Raw genomic sequence first — 17,826 nt, 5'->3', positions numbered from 1 at the left:
GCTAGACACCGTCTCGGCGCGCTGCGGCGAGAGCCGCCTCCCCTTCGGGCGGGCGATTCTCGATCACGCTGAGCTCGCCGTTGGTTTCGAGGACGACAGCGGTCACTTCGTCGAGGCTCGCCTGCCCCGCCGCGCGAATGGCGGAGAGGATATCGGCCTCGGTCAGGCGCTCGCGCCGCATCGCGGAGGTCAACAGACGGCCGTTGCGGACCAACAGCGTCGGCTCGGACTTGATGGCGCGCCGCGCAGACTCGGACCGAACGGCGATCGAGGCGACCACCGCCTGGCAGACGACGAGCGCCACGAGCGCGGTGAACCCATCGACGAGCGCGACGCTCGGCGACAAAATGGTGGTCGCGAGAACCGAGCCGAGCGCCACCGTCACCACGAAATCGAACGCGTTGAGATCGGTCAGGGTCCGCTTGCCGCTGATGCGCAAGAGGAGAACGAGCAGCGCGAAGGACAAAATGGTGGCGATCGCGACTTGCACGGGCCGCGCCGCATCGAGATAGAGATCAACCATGTGTGGCCAACGCGTGACCTCGGCGTTCGTTCGCACGACTGTTTTGCCGCGCCTCAGGGCGGCGGCCGGTGGGGCGCTTCGCACGCCGGCGGAAAGGACGATCAATGAGCAATTTCTCACCCCGCGAGATCGTGTCGGAGCTCGACCGCTTCATCATCGGTCAGAAGGACGCCAAGCGCGCCGTCGCGATCGCGCTGCGCAACCGCTGGCGACGCCAGCAGCTCTCCGAAGAGCTGCGCGAAGAGGTGATGCCGAAGAACATTCTGATGATCGGCCCGACGGGCGTCGGCAAGACGGAGATTTCCCGCCGCCTCGCCAAGCTCGCGAACGCGCCGTTCATCAAGGTCGAGGCGACGAAATTCACCGAGGTCGGCTATGTCGGCCGCGATGTGGAATCGATCGTGCGCGATCTCGTCGAGATCGGCCTCACCCAGGTGCGCGACCGGCGGCGCAAGGAGGTGCGGGCGACCGCCCATCTCGCCGCCCAGGAGCGCGTCCTCGACGCCCTCGTCGGCAAGAACGCCTCCCCCGGCACGCGCGAGAGCTTCGCGAAGCGCCTGCGCTCCGGCGAGCTCGACGAGCGCGAGATCGAGGTCGAGATCACCGCGCAGCCGCAAATGCCGAGCTTCGATATTCCGGGAATGCCCGGCGCCAATATCGGCGTGATGAATATCGGCGAGATGTTCGGCAAGGCGTTCGGCGGCCAGAAGAAGACCCACCGCACCACCGTGCGGGACAGCTACGAGATCCTCATCAACGAGGAGTCGGACAAGCTGATCGACCAGGAGAACCTCACCAAGGAGGCGCTCCGCCAGGTCGAGCAGAACGGCATCGTGTTCCTCGACGAGATCGACAAGATCACCGTCCGCTCCGAGCGGGGTGGTGGCGGCGACGTCTCCCGCGAGGGTGTGCAGCGCGATCTCCTGCCCCTCGTCGAGGGAACGACGGTCGCGACGAAGCACGGCCAGGTGAAGACCGACCATATCCTGTTCATCGCGTCCGGCGCCTTCCACGTCTCGAAGCCGTCCGACCTTTTGCCGGAGCTGCAGGGCCGTCTGCCGATCCGTGTCGAGCTTCAGCCGCTCACCAAAGAGGATTTCCGCTCGATCCTGACCGAGACGGAAGCCTCCCTCATCAAGCAGTCCTCGGCGCTGATGGCGACGGAGGGCGTGACGCTCGACTTCACCGACGACGGGATCGACGCAATCGCCGAAGTCGCGGTCGACATCAACGCCACGGTCGAGAATATCGGCGCCCGGCGGCTGCAAACGGTGATCGAGCGCGTGCTCGACGACATTTCCTACACCGCGACCGATCGGTCCGGCGAGACCCTCGTCATCGACGGCGATTATGTGCGGGGCAGCGTGTCGGAAATCGCCAAGAACGCGGACCTGTCGCGCTTCATTCTCTGAGGCGCGGCGCGTCGGGTTCACCCCCGGCGGCCCGATCGAGGACGAGGTCGACGCGTTCGACCTCGTCGCCCACCGCGAGCGGCGTCACGCGGGACCGCCCCACCTCGCGAAAGCCGAGCTTGGCGAGAACGCGGGCCGAGCGGTGATTGCCCGCGAAATAGCCGGCCGTCAGGCGCGTGAGGCCGATGACGGCGAAGGCGTGGGCGATCGTCGCCCGCCCCGCCTCTGTCGCATAGCCGTGGCCCCAGAAGGGCCGGCCGAGCCAATAGCCGAACTCCATCTCCGGCCACACCTCGGCCATCGAGAGCCCCACACAGCCCATGAAGCCGCCGTCCGGCTCGCGAATCGCGAGAACGAACTCGTTCGGGATCACGTCGCGTCAGAAGAAATCCGCGTCGTCGAGGGTGTAGGGATGGGGAACGCGCATCAGCCAGCGGCTGACGTCATAATCGTCGGCGAGGCGCTGGATCGCGGCGCGATCGTCCGGCGTCGGCGCCGACAATAAAAGGCGCTCGGTCTTGAGGACCGGCGTCGCGAAAGGCCAGGCCGGATCGGCCATGTCGTGCCTCGTTGGTCGCTTCGCCGGGTCCGTCCCGGCCGTCGGAGCCCGATTAATACGGGCTCCGATCGTCGCGGGTGCGGTCCGTCAGCGGGAAACGGTGATGCCCGAACCGCCGGAGGTCGTGCCGGAGAATTGCTGCGGCTGCGTCGCCGACAGCGTCGCGACCGTGGTCGCGCCGTCGCCGCTCTTCAGCGTGACGGTGTTGCCGCTGAGATCCCAGGCGCTGATGCCGGAGAGCTGCTGCGAGGAGCAACCGCGCGTCGAGGCGCGATAGCCGCCGGTCCACGTCGTCAACGACATGAAGAGCTGGCACGTTTCCCCAGCCGAGGACAGCGTCCAGCCACCGAGGAGATCCGTCCGCCCGACCGAGACGGAGGACGACGCGGGCGCCGAGGCGACCTGTGTCTGCTCCTGCTCTTCCGGCAGCGGCTGCTCGGCGACCGGGGCTTCGGGAACCTGCGGCTGCGGCGGCGGCGCGAGCTCGGCGCTTCGCACCGGCGCGGACGGAGCCGCTTGGATCGGCGCGGGCGCGCGTTGCCCGGACGAAAAGCAGCCGGCAAGGGCGAGCGTCAGGATGCTGACAAACGCCACATCACGGACGTGGCGGATCGTGACGGTCGCAATCATGGGCGGTTTCCTCTCAGAAGGAGCGCAAGACTAGAGGCGAGTGGTTCGGACACAAAAACTCGTGCCCGTCAAAGCATGAGAGTTCGGTGAACGCCACCCATGTGGGATAACACAAGGTCCGGCGGGCGATGCCCGTCGAAAAAGGTGCGGATGTTCACGATAACCTTTTCTCCCATGTCGATCCGTCCCTCGATCGTCGCCGATCCCATGTGAGGGACAAGCAGAGCCCGCCCCGCCCGCGCGAGCGCCAGGAGACGTTGATCGACCGCCGGCTCGCGCTCGTACACGTCGAGTGCGGCGCCCGCGAGGCCGCCGGTTTCGAGCCGATGGATGAGCGCCTCCTCGTCGACGATCTCGCCGCGGGCGAGATTGATGAGAATGCACTCCGGCCGCATCAGCGCGAGACGGCGCGCCGACAAGAGATGATAGGTTGCAGGCGTGTGCGGGCAATGGATCGAGACAAAATCCATACGCGCGAGCATCTGGTCGAGGCTTTGCCAATAGGTCGCGCCGAGCGGCTCGACGACGCTTTGGGCGGCCGGCTGGCGATTGTGATAATGCACCGCCATGCCGAAGGCGCGCGCCCGGCGCGCGACCGCCGCGCCGATCCGCCCAAGCCCAACGATTCCGAGGCGTTTTCCCGCGACGCGATGGCCGAGCATCCAAGTCGGCGACCAGCCCGGAAACCGATCCTCCTCGATCGCCCGGACGCCTTCGACGAGCCGGCGCGGCAATGCGAGCATCAGCGCCATCGTCATGTCGGCGGTGTCCTCGGTGAGAACCGCGGGCGTGTTGGAGACGGCGATGCGACGTCCGACCGCAGCCTCGATGTCGATATGGTCGGTCCCGTTTCCATAATTGGCGATGAGGCCGAGATTCGGGCCGGCCTGACCGATCACCCCGGCATCGAGCCTGTCGGTGATGGTGGGGACGAGGACCTTCGCCTCCCGCACGGCCTGGACGAGTTCGGCTTGCGTGAAGGGTCGGTCGCTTTCATTGAGCCGCACGTCGAAAAGCTCGCGCATCCGCTCCTCGACCGTATCCGGCAGGCGGCGCGTGACGATGACGGTGTCACCCATGGCGATCCCCTAACGACCGGCCGCGCGTGGTTCGCAGATCGGTAACGATCGTGCAACCCGGGCGTGGCAGCTTGTGACCCTCTTCAAGCTGAGGAAAATATGAAACGGATCGGGTTTCGTGGCGTACCATTCCTGTTCGCCATGCTTTTCGCCGGTGCCGTCGCGCTCCTGCCGCTGGCGGCGCCGTCTTATGCGGCCGATGCGCTGGAGCGGGGGGCGAGCGGTTTGCCGTTGCCGCGTTTCGTGAGCCTCTCCTCCTCCGAGGTGAACGTGCGGATCGGGCCATCCTTCAACCACAAGGTTGTCTGGACGTACACCAAATCGGGGCTGCCCGTGGAGGTCATCCGCGAATTCGGCAATTGGCGTCAGGTGAGGGATGCGGAAGGCGACGAAGGATGGGTGCATCAGTCGCTCCTGTCGGGTCGGCGGACTGTCCTCGTGAGCCCCTGGAGCCAGAACGAGAATGTGCCGCTGCGGGCCGAGGCCAAGCAGGCGGCGCGTCCGACGGCCTATCTGGAGCCCTATGTGCTCGGCAACGTCAATCGCTGCGACGGCTCGTGGTGTGAAATTTCGGGCCGCGGCTGGCGGGGGCAGGTTCCGCAGAGCCTCCTGTGGGGCGTCTATCCCCGCGAAGAGGTCGACTGACACGAAAAAAGCGCCGCCCGTGAGGCGGCGCTTCGCATTCGGCGGGCGCTTGGGGGGCCGGCGGCCTCAGGCCGCGCCGATCGCCTCGAGCGGCACGCGCTCCGGATCGCTCGTCAACGGCACCGGACGCGGGACACCGCCCCAAATATTGTTCGGCCCGATGTCGGACAGCTTGGTCTCACCGCAGAGCGCCATGGTGATGTCCATCTCTTTCTTGATGATCTCGAGCGCGCGCGTCACGCCCGCCTCGCCCATCGCGCCGAGCCCGTAAATATAGGCCCGCCCGATCGAGGCGACGTCGGCGCCGAGGGCGAGTGCCTTCAAGACATCCTGACCCGAGCGGATCCCGCCGTCGAAATGGATCTCGATCTTGTCGCCGACGGCTTCGGCGATCTGCGGCAGCATGTGGATCGAGGCCGGCGCACCGTCGAGCTGGCGGCCGCCATGGTTCGACACGGTGATCGCGTCCGCGCCGGTCTGCACGGCGATCTTCGCGTCCTCCACATCGCCGATCCCCTTGAGGATCAGCGGTCCGTCCCATTGCGACTTGATCCATTCGACCGACGACCAGTCGAGCGTGGGGTCGAACTGCGAGGCGGTCCACTCCATCAGCGAGGACATTGACGTGACGCCCGACGCATGGCCCACGATATTGCCGAAGGTGCGCCGCTTGGTGCCGAGCATACCGAGGCACCAGGCCGGATGGCGCACCAAATCGGCGATGACCTTCGGGGTCATCTTCGGCGGAGCGGTGAGCCCGTTGCGCAGGTCGTTATGGCGCTGGCCGAGGATCTGAAGGTCGAGCGTCAGGACGAGCGCGCTGCAGCCGGCCGCCTTCGCGCGGGCGATCATGTCGGCGACGAAGCCGCGATCGCGCATCACGTAGAGCTGATACCAGAACGGCTTGGTGGTGTTCGCCGCGACGTCCTCGATGGAGCAGATGCTCATCGTCGAGAGCGTGAAGGGAACGCCGAATTTCTCGGCCGCGCGAGCGGCGAGGATCTCGCCGTCCGGATACTGCATTCCCGTCATCCCGACGGGGGCGAGATAGAGCGGCAGCGTCGCCGGTTTGCCGAGAATGGTGCCCGAAAGGTCGCGACTGTCGATGTTGCGGGCGACGCGCTGGCGCAGCTTGATCCCGGCGAATGCCCGCTCGTTCTCCGTGTAGGTGCCCTGCGTGTAGGAGCCGGAGTCCGCATAGTCGTAGAACATTTTGGGCGCGCGGCGGTGGTGGCGAACGCGCAAATCTTCGATCGTCAAATAGTGTGCCACGGGCCCTCCTCGGCCGGTGCTTCCAGCCTCATTCTTGATTCGAGACTAGAGCAGCCACCGCGCGATTGGAATCGATCGCGGGGGATCGCTGCTCGACATCGGACATATAGAGCATCTTGTCCGCGCCCGATCGAGCGCGGGAGGCTCCAGCGCGCGTTCCGGCCCACGAAAAACGGTCGGACCCGGCGGACAGCGCGTCGTTCTCATGCATGAGCCCGTCGTGCAGGTGGCGTTGTGGGACAAGCCGAGCCGCGCGGCGGGCGGACGTGAGGCGTCTGCCCTAGCGTGCTTTTCGGCGCGGCGGAAGGCGTTCCGCACGGATCGTCGCGCGCCGACCGGCGCGTTCACGGATGATCTCGGAATTTGACGGGGAATCGGATGTCGGAATGGTACCGACGCCTGGGTTCGAACCAGGGACCTCTGGATCCACAATCCAGCGCTCTAACCAGCTGAGCTACGTCGGCCCGGACGCATCGATCGCGTGACGTGCCTCTTGGCACAAAAAAAGCGCGCCGGGAAGAGCCGGCACGCCTTTCTGATAGAAGGGGCGGGACGCATCCACAAGACCGCCCCCTCCTGTTCACCAGTTGCGGGGTTTCACCTGTATGCGAGGTGAACGCACCGCGACGGCGCGGGCCGGTCCACGATGACTGAATGAAGCCGATCGAGAGCGGGGGGTCGCAGCCAGGCTGGCGAAATCGGGACGGCTCGCCCGTCGAGGGCGAGCATCCGCGTGTGTTACGAGTTGAACTTGTTGGTCGCCTTTTCCCAAGCGTCCTTCATCGGACCGGCGGTCTCGCCGGCGAGCTTCTGAGCGGTTTCCTGGAGCTCGCGCGCCTGGGCGGCGAACGCCTCGAACTGCTCGCGGGCGAACTTCGTCTGCAGTTCAACCGCCTCGGACACGGTCTTCGCACCCGCGACCTCTTTGGCGAACGCGAACACGCGGTCCGTGTTGGCCTGAGCCTGGTCGATGAGCTTGAGGTTCATTTCCGTAAAGGACTTACGGGCGTGTTCGTAGGTGTCTTCCATCATATCCGTCGCATCCTCTGCTGCATTGCGGGCGGTTTCGTAAAACTGACGGGCCGACGTGATGCCGTGAACGGCGATCTCGCGGACCATATTGGTGGCGTCCGAACCCGGCAATACGGACGCAAACTCTTCGGTCGCCTTATGAGCGGCCTCGAAGGTCTGATTAACCACCGCATCAGTGTTCGGTAGGTTCTCATTCGTCGACATGTGACCCTCCTTCCACGGATTGTGGCGCCGCCACTTCCGTGGCGTTCGCGGCCGCGTCCTAATGGCGCGGTGAGCTCAACATAATCGCTCTTTTGTGCACTGCAACATTTTTCTTTTGCAACCGCACATTTCGATGAGGAGACCGGACTCGTGCCGTCTTAACGCAATCGAAGCATAGTTTGCGCACTGGATCACAACTTGGCTATCACTAAAGGGGGCACGAAAGGGGCATCCATGGAGGGACGCGAGGCCCATATCGACATCGACCGGCTCACCAAGCCGGAGGCCGACGCCTATCGCTATATCGCGAAATCCCTGGGCGTCCGCTTCGCCGGTGACATGGTGCCGCAGATCGATGACGCTGCGATCGCCGCGCCGCGCGCGGGTTCGACTCTCGACGTCGCCCCCGCCGATCCCCGCGCCGCGACCCTGCTCGACCGCATTCCCGTCGCCATCCTGGTGGTGACGCGCGACAGCCTCGCTTTTATGAATCGCGCCGCGATCGCCCTCTTCGGATACAGCTCCTGCAATATCCTCGAAGCGGCGGGCGGGCTCGGCACCCTGTTCGACGGGTCGGAGCCCGGCGCCGACGGCGTCATGCTCATGTCGACCGCGAAAGGCACCAGCTTCCGCGCCAAGGTCACGATGGCGACGACCGACTGGTCGCTCGGCCGGGCCATGATGATCACCGTCCAGCCGACCGGCGAGACCTTTGGCGCGGTGCCGAACGCGCCCGCCCAGCCGCTCGGCGCGTTCGCCGCCCTCCTCGATGCGAACCCCGACCCGATCGCGCTCGTCGAGCCGAACGGGACGATCGCCGTCGCCAATGCCGCCTTCCGCCGCCTCGCCCCTGACGCGCGTTCGCTGCCGGACGGGCTGACACCGGCCGATCACGGACTGGCGCTCAATTTGATGGAGCTCGCATTCTGTCTGCCGGAGGACGGGGCGAGCAGCACGCAGCGCGTTCATCTCGATGGGGCGGCCTATCGAATGACGGCCGGCGCACTCACCGATGAGGGGCTTTGCTGTCTCGTCTTCCACCGCATCGCGACCGGCGAGCCGGCGCCCGCCGCGCCCTCTCCTTTCGCCGCCATCGCCGCGAACGCGGACGACGAACCGGCCGATGCGACCGCCGATGCGGTGCCCGCCAAACCGGGTTCGCCGCTCGAACAGGCGGTGCGGGAGGTGCGCCGTCTCGTGAAGGATGCGGCTATTCTCTTGATCAACGAGGACGACGCGCCGATCACCGAGCCGAGCCAACCCGAACTCGAGGCCCATCTCCTGCGCCTCGTTCTTCTGTCGGTCGCGGCGCGTGCGACGGGCGGAAGCGTGATCACGGCTCGGCGTCATCCGGGCTCGATCGTGATCGAATGCAGCGAGGCATCGCTGTTCGAGGCGGTGCTTCAGTCGGGGCGGATCAGGGCGCTTGCCGACCTCGCATGCGTCAATTTGTCACTTACCGAGAACGGACCGCTCACGGTGCTCCCTCGCCGGCCGTCCGGCGAGGTGGTGCCCCTGTTCGACCGCGCACGCTGAGCCGTGCCGATCACCCGCCCGCGGGCAGACGGTGCGTCGCCCGCGCGAAGCGAATTCGATGCGCGCGGGCGAACTTTTGCGATACCGCATCATGCCGATTCGAACTGCGCCTTTCCGTCATCGTCCGTTTCGCTCAACATCGGAACGCGCGGCTCGGCCTTCGACTGACGGATGGTGAGCGAGGTGCGCACACTCTCCACGTTCTCGGCCGATGTGAGTGTTTCGATGATGAAATTTTGGAACGATCGCAGCGTGTCGGTGATGCAAAAGAGGATGAAATCCACCTCGCCCGACACCATCCAAGCTTCACGCACGACGGACCATTGCCGGACTTGCTCTTCAAATCGCAACAGCTCGGCTTCGGTCTGGTTCTTCAGCCCGACAAAGGCGAAGGCGGTGAGATCGTACCCGAGCTCTTTTTCATCGATCAGCGTCCGATAGCCTTTGATGATGCCGCCTTGTTCCAAGGCACGCACTCGCCTCAGGCACGGTGGCGCCGAGATGCCGGCCCGCCTGGCGAGCTCGACATTGGTGATCCGGCCGTTTGCCTGCAAAGCGGCGAGGATCTTCCAGTCTACAGAATCAAGACGAACTTTCATGGGACGAAGGGTGCACTTTCAGCAAAAATGCCATTTCGAATGGGTCTCTTCATGAAGGACTTGTGTCCCCCGCGGGGTAGGTCAAGCTCTTCGCGCAAACACTTTCATTCAATTTGATATCACCTGCCATGCCGACTTGCTTGATCCTTGCGTCAAAAGGAAAGAAAGGACACGAGCGCCAAGCGTTGGCGATCGCTCAGCGGTTGGGTCTCGATACGATCGTCCGCGTTGTCGGCGAACGCAGCGACACGCTAACAATACTTTCAGAGCTGGAAAGGATCCGTCCCGCCGTCGTAATCGGTGCCGGACGGCAGAGCATCGCCCCCGCCCGGGCGATCGCGCGGCGGCCGAACCCGCGCCCTCTCGTCGCAATTTTGCAACCGGTCGTGTGGCGTCCCAAGGAATTCGATCTCGTCTGGGCGCCGCTGCACGACGGAACGTCGATCCCCTATGGCCGCCGCCATCGCCTCGAGACGCTGACCGCCCCGTCGGCCGTCACGGCGGACGAGCGCGCGCGCGGCGCGGCCTGGATCGCATCCCGCGTGAGCGACTTGCCCGCGCCGCGGATCGGCGTCCTCATCGGCGGTGCGAGCCGGGCGCACTCGTTCGGTGTGGACGAGGCCAACGACCTCGCCTCCCGCCTCGCCGCCTTCGCCGAGGCGCACGAAGCGAGCCTCCTCGTCTCCACCTCGCGACGGACCGGCGCGGCGGAGACCGCGATCTTGCGCGATCGACTGCGCACGGTGGCGCACATCTTCGTCGACCCGACCGATCCGGCGAGTTGCGCTCCCGTCGATCCGTCGATCGCCTATGCCGGCATCGTCGAACGCGCCACCGCCTTCGTCGTGACCGCCGATTCGGTGGCAATGCTGAGTGACGCGGCAGCCACGGGAAAACCGATTTACGGCTGGCGTCTTCCCGGCGGAAAAGCCAAATTCGACCTCTTCTACCAGGGCCTCCTTGACCACGGCGCCATGCGCTGGTTCGACGGGAGCCTAAAGTCGTGGAAATACGATCCGCTGGATGCAGCGTCGGTGATTGCTGATACGCTGGGCGCATCGCTGGGGTTGCTGGATCACGCTCAGCATCGCATTTGATGCCGATCAATGCGCGCCCGACCACCGATCGGATCGGCGCCGCGCACAGAATGACGTTGAGACGAGGAGAGCGCGTACCATGGTCGAGACCGTCAGAACCAAGCTCCTCATCGTGGGCTCGGGTCCGGCTGGCTACACGGCGGCGATCTACGCCGCACGCGCCATGTTGGAGCCGGTGCTGGTCGCGGGCATTCAACCCGGCGGGCAGATGACCATCACGACCGATGTCGAGAATTATCCGGGCTTCGCCGACGTCATCCAGGGCCCCTGGCTGATGGAGCAGATGCGCGCCCAGGCCGAGCATGTCGGCACCCGGATGATGTACGATCACCTGACCGCGGCCGATCTGTCGCAGCGGCCGTTCCGCTTCACCGGCGATAGCGGCAAGATCTATCTCGCCGATGCCGTCGTCATCGCGACGGGGGCGCAGGCGAAATGGCTCGGGCTGCCGTCCGAGGAGCAATTCAAGGGCTTCGGCGTCTCCGCCTGCGCGACCTGCGACGGCTTCTTTTATCGCGGCAAGGAGGTCCTCGTGATCGGCGGCGGCAATACGGCCGTCGAGGAGGCGCTCTACCTCACCAACCACGCCTCGAAGGTGACGCTGATCCACCGCCGCGGCGAGCTGCGGGCCGAGCGGATCCTCCAGGAGCGGCTGTTCGCCCATCCGAAGGTCGAGGTGATCTGGAACGCCGAGCTCGCCGACGTCGAAGGCGGCGGTCAGCCGCTCGGCGTCACCGGCGCGCGGATCCGCGACACGCTGAGCCACGAGGAGCGGGTGATCCCGGTCGACGGCATCTTCGTCGCGATCGGCCACGCGCCATCGACCGAGCTCGTGAAGGACCAGCTTCGCCTGCGCCCGTCCGGCTATATCTGGACCGAGCCCGACTCGACGGCGACGACCATTCCCGGCGTGTTCGCCGCCGGTGACGTGACCGACGAGATCTATCGCCAGGCCGTGACGGCGGCCGGCATGGGGTGCATGGCCGCGCTCGAAGCAGAGCGATATATCGCCGCAAACCCGATCACTAAAGACGACGCCGAGACGATCGCAGCATAATGATCACGGCAATTCACTTCCACAGTCGCCCATGGGTCGACGGAGGCCGCCCATGGACTGGGACAAGCTAAGGGTTTTTCACGCCGCTGCGCAGAAGGGGTCCTTCACCCATGCGGGTGAGGATCTCAATATCAGCCAGTCGGCCGTGAGCCGCCAAGTTCACGCGCTCGAGATGCAGATCGGCGTTCCGCTGTTCCACCGCCATGCGCGCGGCCTCTTGCTGACCGAGCAAGGCGAGCGGCTCTTCCGCACGACGAGCGAGATTGCGCGCGAGCTGCAGATGGTGGAGGGCGCGCTCCTCGATTCGCGCGATCACCCCCGCGGCGTGCTGCGCGTGACGACGACGATCGCGCTCGGCTCATCCTGGCTCTGCGCCCGCATCGGCGACTTTATCGAGCTCTATCCCGACGTTCAGCTCTCCCTGATCTTCGACGACAACGAGCTCGATATCGGGATGCGTGAGGCCGATATCGCCATCCGCTGGCGTCAGCCGGTGCAGCCCGATCTCGTCCAGCGGCGCCTCTTCACGGTGCACTTCCACGTCTATGCCGCGAAGAGCTATCTCGAGACATACGGGACGCCAACCTCGCTCGACGATCTCGCCCAGCACAGGATCTGCGCCTTCGGCCCCAACCCGCCGTCTTATCTGCGTGAGCTTAACTGGCTCGAGACGGCCGGGCGGCCGGGCGACGATCCCCGCAACGCATCGGTGCGGATCAACAACATCCTCGCGCTCCGCTATGCGGTGGCCGGCGGAGCCGGGCTCGGCGTCTTGCCGGACTTCGTGATCGAGGACGAGGACCGGCTGGTTCAGCTCGATCTCGGCGCCGAAGCACCGTCATACGAGCTTTATTTCGTCTACGCGGAGGAGCTGCGCAATTCGGCGCGCGTCCAGGCGTTCCGTGACTTCCTCTTGGCGAAGGCGGAGGCGTGGCGATACTGAGGCGCACAGCGCGGGCGCGCCGCCCGCGCATCCTCTGGCTCGACGCGGCCCGAGGTGTCGCGATCATCGCGATGGTCGCCTATCACGCCTCGTTCGATCTCCTCTTTTTCGGCTATGTCGATTGGCCGGTAACGACCGGGGCGGGCTGGCGCGCCTTCGCCGCCTCGATCGCAAGCTCTTTTCTCTTCCTCGTCGGGGTGAGCCTCGTGATCTCGCATCCGGACGGGATCCGGTGGCGGTCATTCTGGCGCCGCTTCGCCGTGATCGCCGGTGCGGCGCTTCTGGTGACGCTCGGAACTGCATTCGCGATGCCGGCGCCGGTCTATTTCGGGATCCTGCACGCGATCGCGGCCTTCAGCCTTCTCGCCCTTCCCTTCCTGCGTGCGCCGGTCGCGCTGACGCTCCTCGCCGCGCTCGCCACCTTCGCCCTCCCCCATTTCGTCCGGGGCGACGTGTTTAACGCGCCCTGGGCCTACCCGCTCGGCCTCGCGACGGTGCCGCCCTTCACCTTCGACTATGAACCGATCTTCCCCTGGTTCGGGGCGACGCTGGTGGGCGTCGCCTTCGCCCGCCTCTTCCGCCAGACGGCGCAGACGGGCGATCCCGGCCCATTCTGGGACGGCGTGATGGCCCTCGGCCGCAACAGCCTGTTGATCTATCTGCTGCATCAGCCCGTGCTGTTCGCTTTCTTCATGTTGCTGGACCGTCTCTAGAACAAAATCACGATACACCCCTAGATCGCATATTGCAACTCATGCTAGAACTTCTCTCGTTCGGTGGGAGGAGCCCATACCGCAAATGTCGATCCGCCTTCTGTCGTGCCTGGTGTCATGCCTCTCGGTGGCCGCGCTCCTTCTCGGCGCGATCCCCGCGCGGGCCGCCGACGCCGGCGCGTCCGCCCGCGGCTCACCGCCCTTCATCCCGACGAGTGTCGCCGTCAAAAATTGGGGCAAGCCGCCCGGCGTCCGCCCAGCCGAACGCCCGTTGCTGGCCGAGAGCCCCCATATGCGGGCCGGCCCCGGTCGCGCCGCCCGGCCGTGCCGCGGCCCTGCGTGCGACACACCACTGAGAGCGCGCCCCTGGTGGCGCCGCTGCGCGGCCGACGGGCGATGCCGAAATCGCGCCCCGCCTTTCGTGATCACCCGTCGCGGCGAAGCTCGGTATTGCGCCCGCGAGCGCGCCGTCTGCGCCGCCTATTTCGCGCCGGGCTCGCGCCGCAACGAGGCCTGCCGCATCCGACGCGGCTGTTGACGGCCTTCGCCGGTGCCCCGGCTGGAATGGTGACGCGGGCGAGATCCGAAGGATGAGGCCAGCGGCGGCGAGGGAGAGGCACGAGGCACGAAGCACGAAGCACGAGGCACGAGGCACGAGGCACGAGGCACGAGGCACGAGGCACGAGGCACGAGGCACGAGGCACGAGGCACGAGGCACGAGGCACGAGGCACGAGGCACGAGGCACGAGGCACGAGGCACGAGGCACGAGGCACGAGGCACGAGGCACGAGGCACGAGGCACGAGGGCGAATGGATTCGGCCGCCGATTCAAGCCTTGGAAGACGTTGTAGAGCGCGGCCATCTGCGCCATATCAGGACGATGACCGACCACGAAGATCCTGACGGGTTCGCCGAGGGTTCGAGCCCGAACCGCAAGGCCGAATCGCCCCGATCGATCGAGGCCTGGGCTGACGAAATCGCGAACGACGGCGGCGACGACCGTCCAGCGTCACCGCCGAACGACAGGGCGCCATCGCCGACCAACACGGCGAAGCGCGCGCGCTCGGCTGCGAAGCCGCGAGGTTCCGGCGGCGTGACCAAGCGCGCCGGCGGCAAACAGGCCAAAGGCGACACCGCAGCGACGGGCCGAGGCGCGGCCCTCGAAGCGCCGTCGTCCACCATGTCCGAAAGCTCGGGCGGGCCGGGTGACGCCCTATCGGGCAACGCCGCCCGTGGCGCCAACGCCCGGGCCGAAACTGGAAACGCGTCGAAACCGAAGGCGCGAGTCACCGACGAGTCGAACACGACACCGCCCGGCGGCAAATCCGCGGCCGGTAAGGCGGCTCGTGGCTCGGCGGCGCACGGCACCTTACCGGCGAGCACGGTGACCGCCGGACAATCGGCCAGCGACGAAGCGGCCGGCGACACGACCGCCGCCGGCAATGCGGCGCGCGGCAAGCCAACGAAGACCCTCGCCTCCCCCGCCCAGGTGACCGCCGACAAGTCGGCGAGCAGCGAAGCCGCCAACGATACAGACCCCACCGGCACGACGGCCAGCAGCAATGCGCCCTCCGATAAGGCCGCCAACGGCACGACGGCCAGCGGCAACGCGCACGCCGATGAGGCGGCCGTCGGCACGGTGACCAACGGCACAACGCCCGCCGATAAGGCGGCCGTCGGCACGACGGCCAGCGGCAACGCGCCCGCCGACAAGGCGGCCGTCGAAACGGCGACCAACGGCACAGCGCCCACCGGCAAGGCGGCGAGCGGCAAAGCCGGCGCCGCGACCGCCGGCAAGCCGGCCATCAGCAAAGCGTCCTCCGGCAAATCGGCCAGCCGCAGCGCGGGCAACGGCACGACGGCCGCCGGCAAGACGGCCAGCACCAAGACGGCAGGCGGCAAATCCGCCGCGAAACGCGGCAAGGCTGCGAGTGCGGAACGGACCGCGCGTGGCACCTCGATGGGCGGCAAGGCATCGGCGCGAGAGCGGGCCGGGGCGGGCCTCAATCCCGTCGCGGGGCTCGACATCACCCTCGAGGACGCCGAGGCCCTGCCCACCTCGGGCGCGACGGCGACCGTCACCGCCCTCGAACAGCTCATCCAGGAAGGCCGCCCCGAATTCCGGGCCGGCGAATGGCAGCCCCACCGCCCGCCCCGCCCCGACAAGAGCGAAGGCGGCGTCACGATCGAGCTCGTCTCCGAGTACGAGCCGCGCGGCGACCAGCCCCAGGCGATCAAGGAGCTGACCGCCGGCCTCGCCAACGACGACCGCATGCAGGTCCTGCTCGGCGTCACCGGCTCCGGCAAAACCTACACGATGGCGCAAGTCATTCAGACGATGCAGCGCCCGGCGCTGATCCTCGCCCCCAACAAGACGTTGGCCGCCCAACTCTATGGCGAGTTCAAGTCCTTCTTCCCGAACAACGCCGTCGAATATTTCGTCTCCTACTACGACTATTATCAGCCGGAGGCGTACGTCCCGCGGACGGACACCTATATCGAGAAGGAATCGTCGATCAACGAGCAGATCGACCGGATGCGCCACTCGGCGACGCGCTCGCTCCTGGAACGGGATGATGTGATCATCGTCGCCTCCGTCTCGTGCATCTACGGTATCGGCTCGGTCGAGACCTATACGGCGATGACGTTCTCGATCCAGGTCGGCGAGCAGCTCGATCAGCGCCAGCTTCTCGCCGATCTCGTCGCCCTTCAATACAAGCGATCCGACGTCAACTTCGTGCGCGGCACGTTCCGGGTGCGTGGAGATACGGTCGAAATCTTCCCGGCGCACTATGAAGACCGCGCCTGGCGCGTCTCGCTGTTCGGTGACGAAGTGGAATCGATCACCGAGTTCGATCCCCTCACCGGCCACAAGTCGGAAGAGATGGAGCTCGTGAAGGTCTATGCGAACTCGCACTATGTGACGCCGCGGCCGACGCTTCAGCAAGCGATGCGATCCATCAAGGAGGAGCTGAAGCACCGGCTCGTCGAGCTCAACAATGCGGGCCGCCTGCTCGAGGCCCAACGCCTCGAGCAGCGCACGCGCTTCGACCTCGAGATGATGGAGGCGACCGGCGCCTGCGCCGGCATCGAAAACTATTCGCGCTATCTCACCGGCCGCAAACCCGGCGAGCCGCCGCCCACTTTGTTCGAATATCTGCCCGACAACGCGATCGTCTTTCTCGACGAAAGTCACGTCACCGTGCCGCAGATCGGCGCGATGTATCGCGGCGACTTTCGGCGCAAGGCGACCCTTGCCGAATACGGCTTCCGCCTCCCCTCCTGCATGGACAACCGCCCGCTCCGCTTCGAGGAATGGGACATCATGCGGCCGCAGACCGTCGCCGTCTCCGCCACTCCCGCCGGGTGGGAGATGGACGAGGCGGGTGGCGTCTTCGTCGAGCAGGTCATCCGCCCGACGGGTCTCATCGACCCGCCGGTCGAGATCCGTCCCGCCAAGCATCAGGTCGACGACGTGCTCGGCGAGATCCGCGCCGTCGCCGACGCGGGCTATCGCACGCTGATCACGACGCTCACCAAGCGCATGGCGGAGGACCTCACCGAATATCTCCACGATAACGGCGTGCGCGTGCGCTATATGCACTCCGACATCGACACGCTCGAGCGCATCGAGATCATCCGCGATCTGCGCCTCGGCACGTTCGACGTCCTCGTCGGCATCAACCTCCTGCGCGAGGGGCTCGACATTCCCGAATGCGGCCTCGTCGCGATCCTCGACGCCGACAAGGAGGGCTTTCTGCGCTCCGAGACCTCGCTGGTCCAGACGATCGGCCGCGCCGCCCGCAATGTCGACGGCCGCGTCATCCTCTATGCCGACCACATGACGGGCTCGATGGAACGCGCCATCGCCGAGACCAACCGGCGCCGCGAGAAGCAGCTCGCCTACAATGAGGAGCACGGCATCACGCCCGAATCGGTGAAGCGCTCGATCGGCGACATTCTCGATTCGATCTACGAACGCGACCATGTCCGCGTCGACAAGGGCATGGCCGAGGGCGGCGCCGAAGTCGGTCACAATATGAAGGTGACGCTCGAGGATCTCGAACGCCGGATGCGCGAGGCCGCCGCCAACCTCGAGTTCGAGGAGGCCGCCCGCATGCGCGACGAGATCCAGCGCCTGCAGAAGACCGAGCTCGCGATCTCCGACGATCCGATGACGCGCCAGAGCGACATCGAGGCGAGCGCGGGCCGCTATGCCGGCGAGCGCTCCTATGGCAAGGCGGGAAACCTGAAATCGCGCGCCACGAAGCCCTCGCTCGACAACATGGGCCCCGGCACCGATCGCGGCCGGGTGCGCCGCGAGGAGGATCCGCCGACGCGCGCGCGCAAGAACAATCTGGACGAGATGACGGTGAAGCGCACCGAAAAACCCCTGCGCAAAGACGAAGACGCCGCCGGGCTCGTGGTGCGCCACAAGGTCGGCATCGGCAGCCACGAGGATCCGGCGGACGTGAAACGCTCCGGCCGCCGCAAGCGCAAGACCGGCCGGCCGGGAAGCTGAGCG

Annotated in this window: 16 protein-coding genes and 1 tRNA gene; 8 read left to right on the top strand and 9 right to left on the bottom strand. The window is 66.3% G+C overall.

All coding sequences use genetic code 11. The features are described 5' to 3' along the window. Position 1 precedes the first annotated feature (1 nt). On the bottom strand, positions 2 to 523 hold the full coding sequence (locus tag L1787_RS21760) for a DUF421 domain-containing protein (protein ID WP_235711213.1): 522 nt from the start codon (positions 521 to 523) through the stop codon (positions 2 to 4). 104 nt (positions 524 to 627) lie between these two features. Between L1787_RS21760 and hslU the strand changes: the two genes are divergently transcribed. Then, on the top strand, positions 628 to 1,935 hold the full coding sequence (gene hslU / locus L1787_RS21755; protein ID WP_235711212.1) for an ATP-dependent protease ATPase subunit HslU: 1,308 nt from the start codon (positions 628 to 630) through the stop codon (positions 1,933 to 1,935). On the opposite strand, the gene L1787_RS21750 is transcribed toward hslU, so the two are convergent. The 4 genes from L1787_RS21750 to L1787_RS21735 form a co-directional block, all read right to left on the bottom strand. After that, positions 1,925 to 2,308, bottom strand: coding sequence for a GNAT family N-acetyltransferase (locus L1787_RS21750; RefSeq protein ID WP_235711211.1), 384 nt, complete (start codon positions 2,306 to 2,308; stop codon positions 1,925 to 1,927). The genes hslU and L1787_RS21750 overlap by 11 nt on opposite strands. A 6-nt stretch (positions 2,309 to 2,314) precedes the next feature. Then, positions 2,315 to 2,494: a GNAT family N-acetyltransferase gene (locus L1787_RS21745; RefSeq protein ID WP_235711210.1), complete on the bottom strand. Its 180-nt coding sequence runs from the start codon at positions 2,492 to 2,494 to the stop codon at positions 2,315 to 2,317. 87 nt (positions 2,495 to 2,581) lie between these two features. Next, entirely contained in the window at positions 2,582 to 3,124 is a 543-nt protein-coding gene (locus L1787_RS21740) for an AprI/Inh family metalloprotease inhibitor (protein ID WP_235711209.1), read from the bottom strand. 68 nt (positions 3,125 to 3,192) lie between these two features. Further along, positions 3,193 to 4,203, bottom strand: coding sequence for a 2-hydroxyacid dehydrogenase (locus L1787_RS21735; protein WP_235711208.1), 1,011 nt, complete (start codon positions 4,201 to 4,203; stop codon positions 3,193 to 3,195). A gap of 99 nt (positions 4,204 to 4,302) precedes the next feature. On the opposite strand from L1787_RS21735, the gene L1787_RS21730 reads away from it, so the two are divergent. Further along, positions 4,303 to 4,848 carry an SH3 domain-containing protein gene (locus L1787_RS21730; protein ID WP_235711207.1) on the top strand — a complete coding sequence of 182 codons (546 nt, stop codon included), beginning with the start codon at positions 4,303 to 4,305 and terminating at the stop codon, positions 4,846 to 4,848. 66 nt (positions 4,849 to 4,914) lie between these two features. Here L1787_RS21730 and L1787_RS21725 read toward each other — a convergent pair whose 3' ends face one another. The 3 genes from L1787_RS21725 to L1787_RS21715 form a co-directional block, all read right to left on the bottom strand. Further along, positions 4,915 to 6,120 (bottom strand): alpha-hydroxy acid oxidase, encoded by a 1,206-nt coding sequence (locus L1787_RS21725; protein ID WP_369415124.1) that lies wholly within the window; start codon positions 6,118 to 6,120, stop codon positions 4,915 to 4,917. A 387-nt stretch (positions 6,121 to 6,507) separates the two neighbouring features. Further along, positions 6,508 to 6,584: transfer RNA gene (locus L1787_RS21720), tRNA-His, on the bottom strand. 274 nt (positions 6,585 to 6,858) lie between these two features. Continuing rightward, positions 6,859 to 7,356, bottom strand: a complete 498-nt coding sequence (locus L1787_RS21715) for a phasin family protein (protein ID WP_235711206.1) — start codon at positions 7,354 to 7,356, stop codon at positions 6,859 to 6,861. Between the two features lie 234 nt (positions 7,357 to 7,590). Here L1787_RS21715 and L1787_RS21710 point away from each other — a divergent pair, with 234 nt between their 5' ends. Continuing rightward, positions 7,591 to 8,892: a PAS domain-containing protein gene (locus L1787_RS21710; protein ID WP_235711205.1), complete on the top strand. Its 1,302-nt coding sequence runs from the start codon at positions 7,591 to 7,593 to the stop codon at positions 8,890 to 8,892. An 89-nt stretch (positions 8,893 to 8,981) separates the two neighbouring features. Here L1787_RS21710 and L1787_RS21705 read toward each other — a convergent pair whose 3' ends face one another. Beyond that, positions 8,982 to 9,491, bottom strand: a complete 510-nt coding sequence (locus L1787_RS21705; protein WP_235711204.1) for an Lrp/AsnC family transcriptional regulator — start codon at positions 9,489 to 9,491, stop codon at positions 8,982 to 8,984. A gap of 128 nt (positions 9,492 to 9,619) precedes the next feature. Here L1787_RS21705 and L1787_RS21700 point away from each other — a divergent pair, with 128 nt between their 5' ends. From L1787_RS21700 to uvrB, 5 genes are all read left to right on the top strand, one after another. After that, on the top strand, positions 9,620 to 10,588 hold the full coding sequence (locus tag L1787_RS21700; RefSeq protein WP_235711203.1) for a mitochondrial fission ELM1 family protein: 969 nt from the start codon (positions 9,620 to 9,622) through the stop codon (positions 10,586 to 10,588). 79 nt (positions 10,589 to 10,667) lie between these two features. Beyond that, positions 10,668 to 11,645: a thioredoxin-disulfide reductase gene (gene trxB / locus L1787_RS21695; protein ID WP_235711202.1), complete on the top strand. Its 978-nt coding sequence runs from the start codon at positions 10,668 to 10,670 to the stop codon at positions 11,643 to 11,645. A 52-nt stretch (positions 11,646 to 11,697) separates the two neighbouring features. Then, positions 11,698 to 12,588 (top strand): LysR family transcriptional regulator, encoded by an 891-nt coding sequence (locus L1787_RS21690; protein WP_235711201.1) that lies wholly within the window; start codon positions 11,698 to 11,700, stop codon positions 12,586 to 12,588. After that, entirely contained in the window at positions 12,576 to 13,301 is a 726-nt protein-coding gene (locus L1787_RS21685; protein ID WP_235711200.1) for a heparan-alpha-glucosaminide N-acetyltransferase, read from the top strand. Before L1787_RS21690 ends, L1787_RS21685 begins: the two co-directional genes overlap by 13 nt. 1,804 nt (positions 13,302 to 15,105) lie before the next feature. Beyond that, complete coding sequence (uvrB, locus tag L1787_RS21680) at positions 15,106 to 17,823, top strand: excinuclease ABC subunit UvrB (RefSeq protein WP_439648323.1); 2,718 nt, start codon at positions 15,106 to 15,108, stop codon at positions 17,821 to 17,823. Positions 17,824 to 17,826: the final 3 nt, after the last annotated feature.

The sequence above is a fragment of the Acuticoccus kalidii genome (genome assembly GCF_021556395.1).
GTDB lineage: Bacteria > Pseudomonadota > Alphaproteobacteria > Rhizobiales > Amorphaceae > Acuticoccus > Acuticoccus kalidii.
This window is presented reverse-complemented; position numbering and strand designations above follow the sequence as displayed.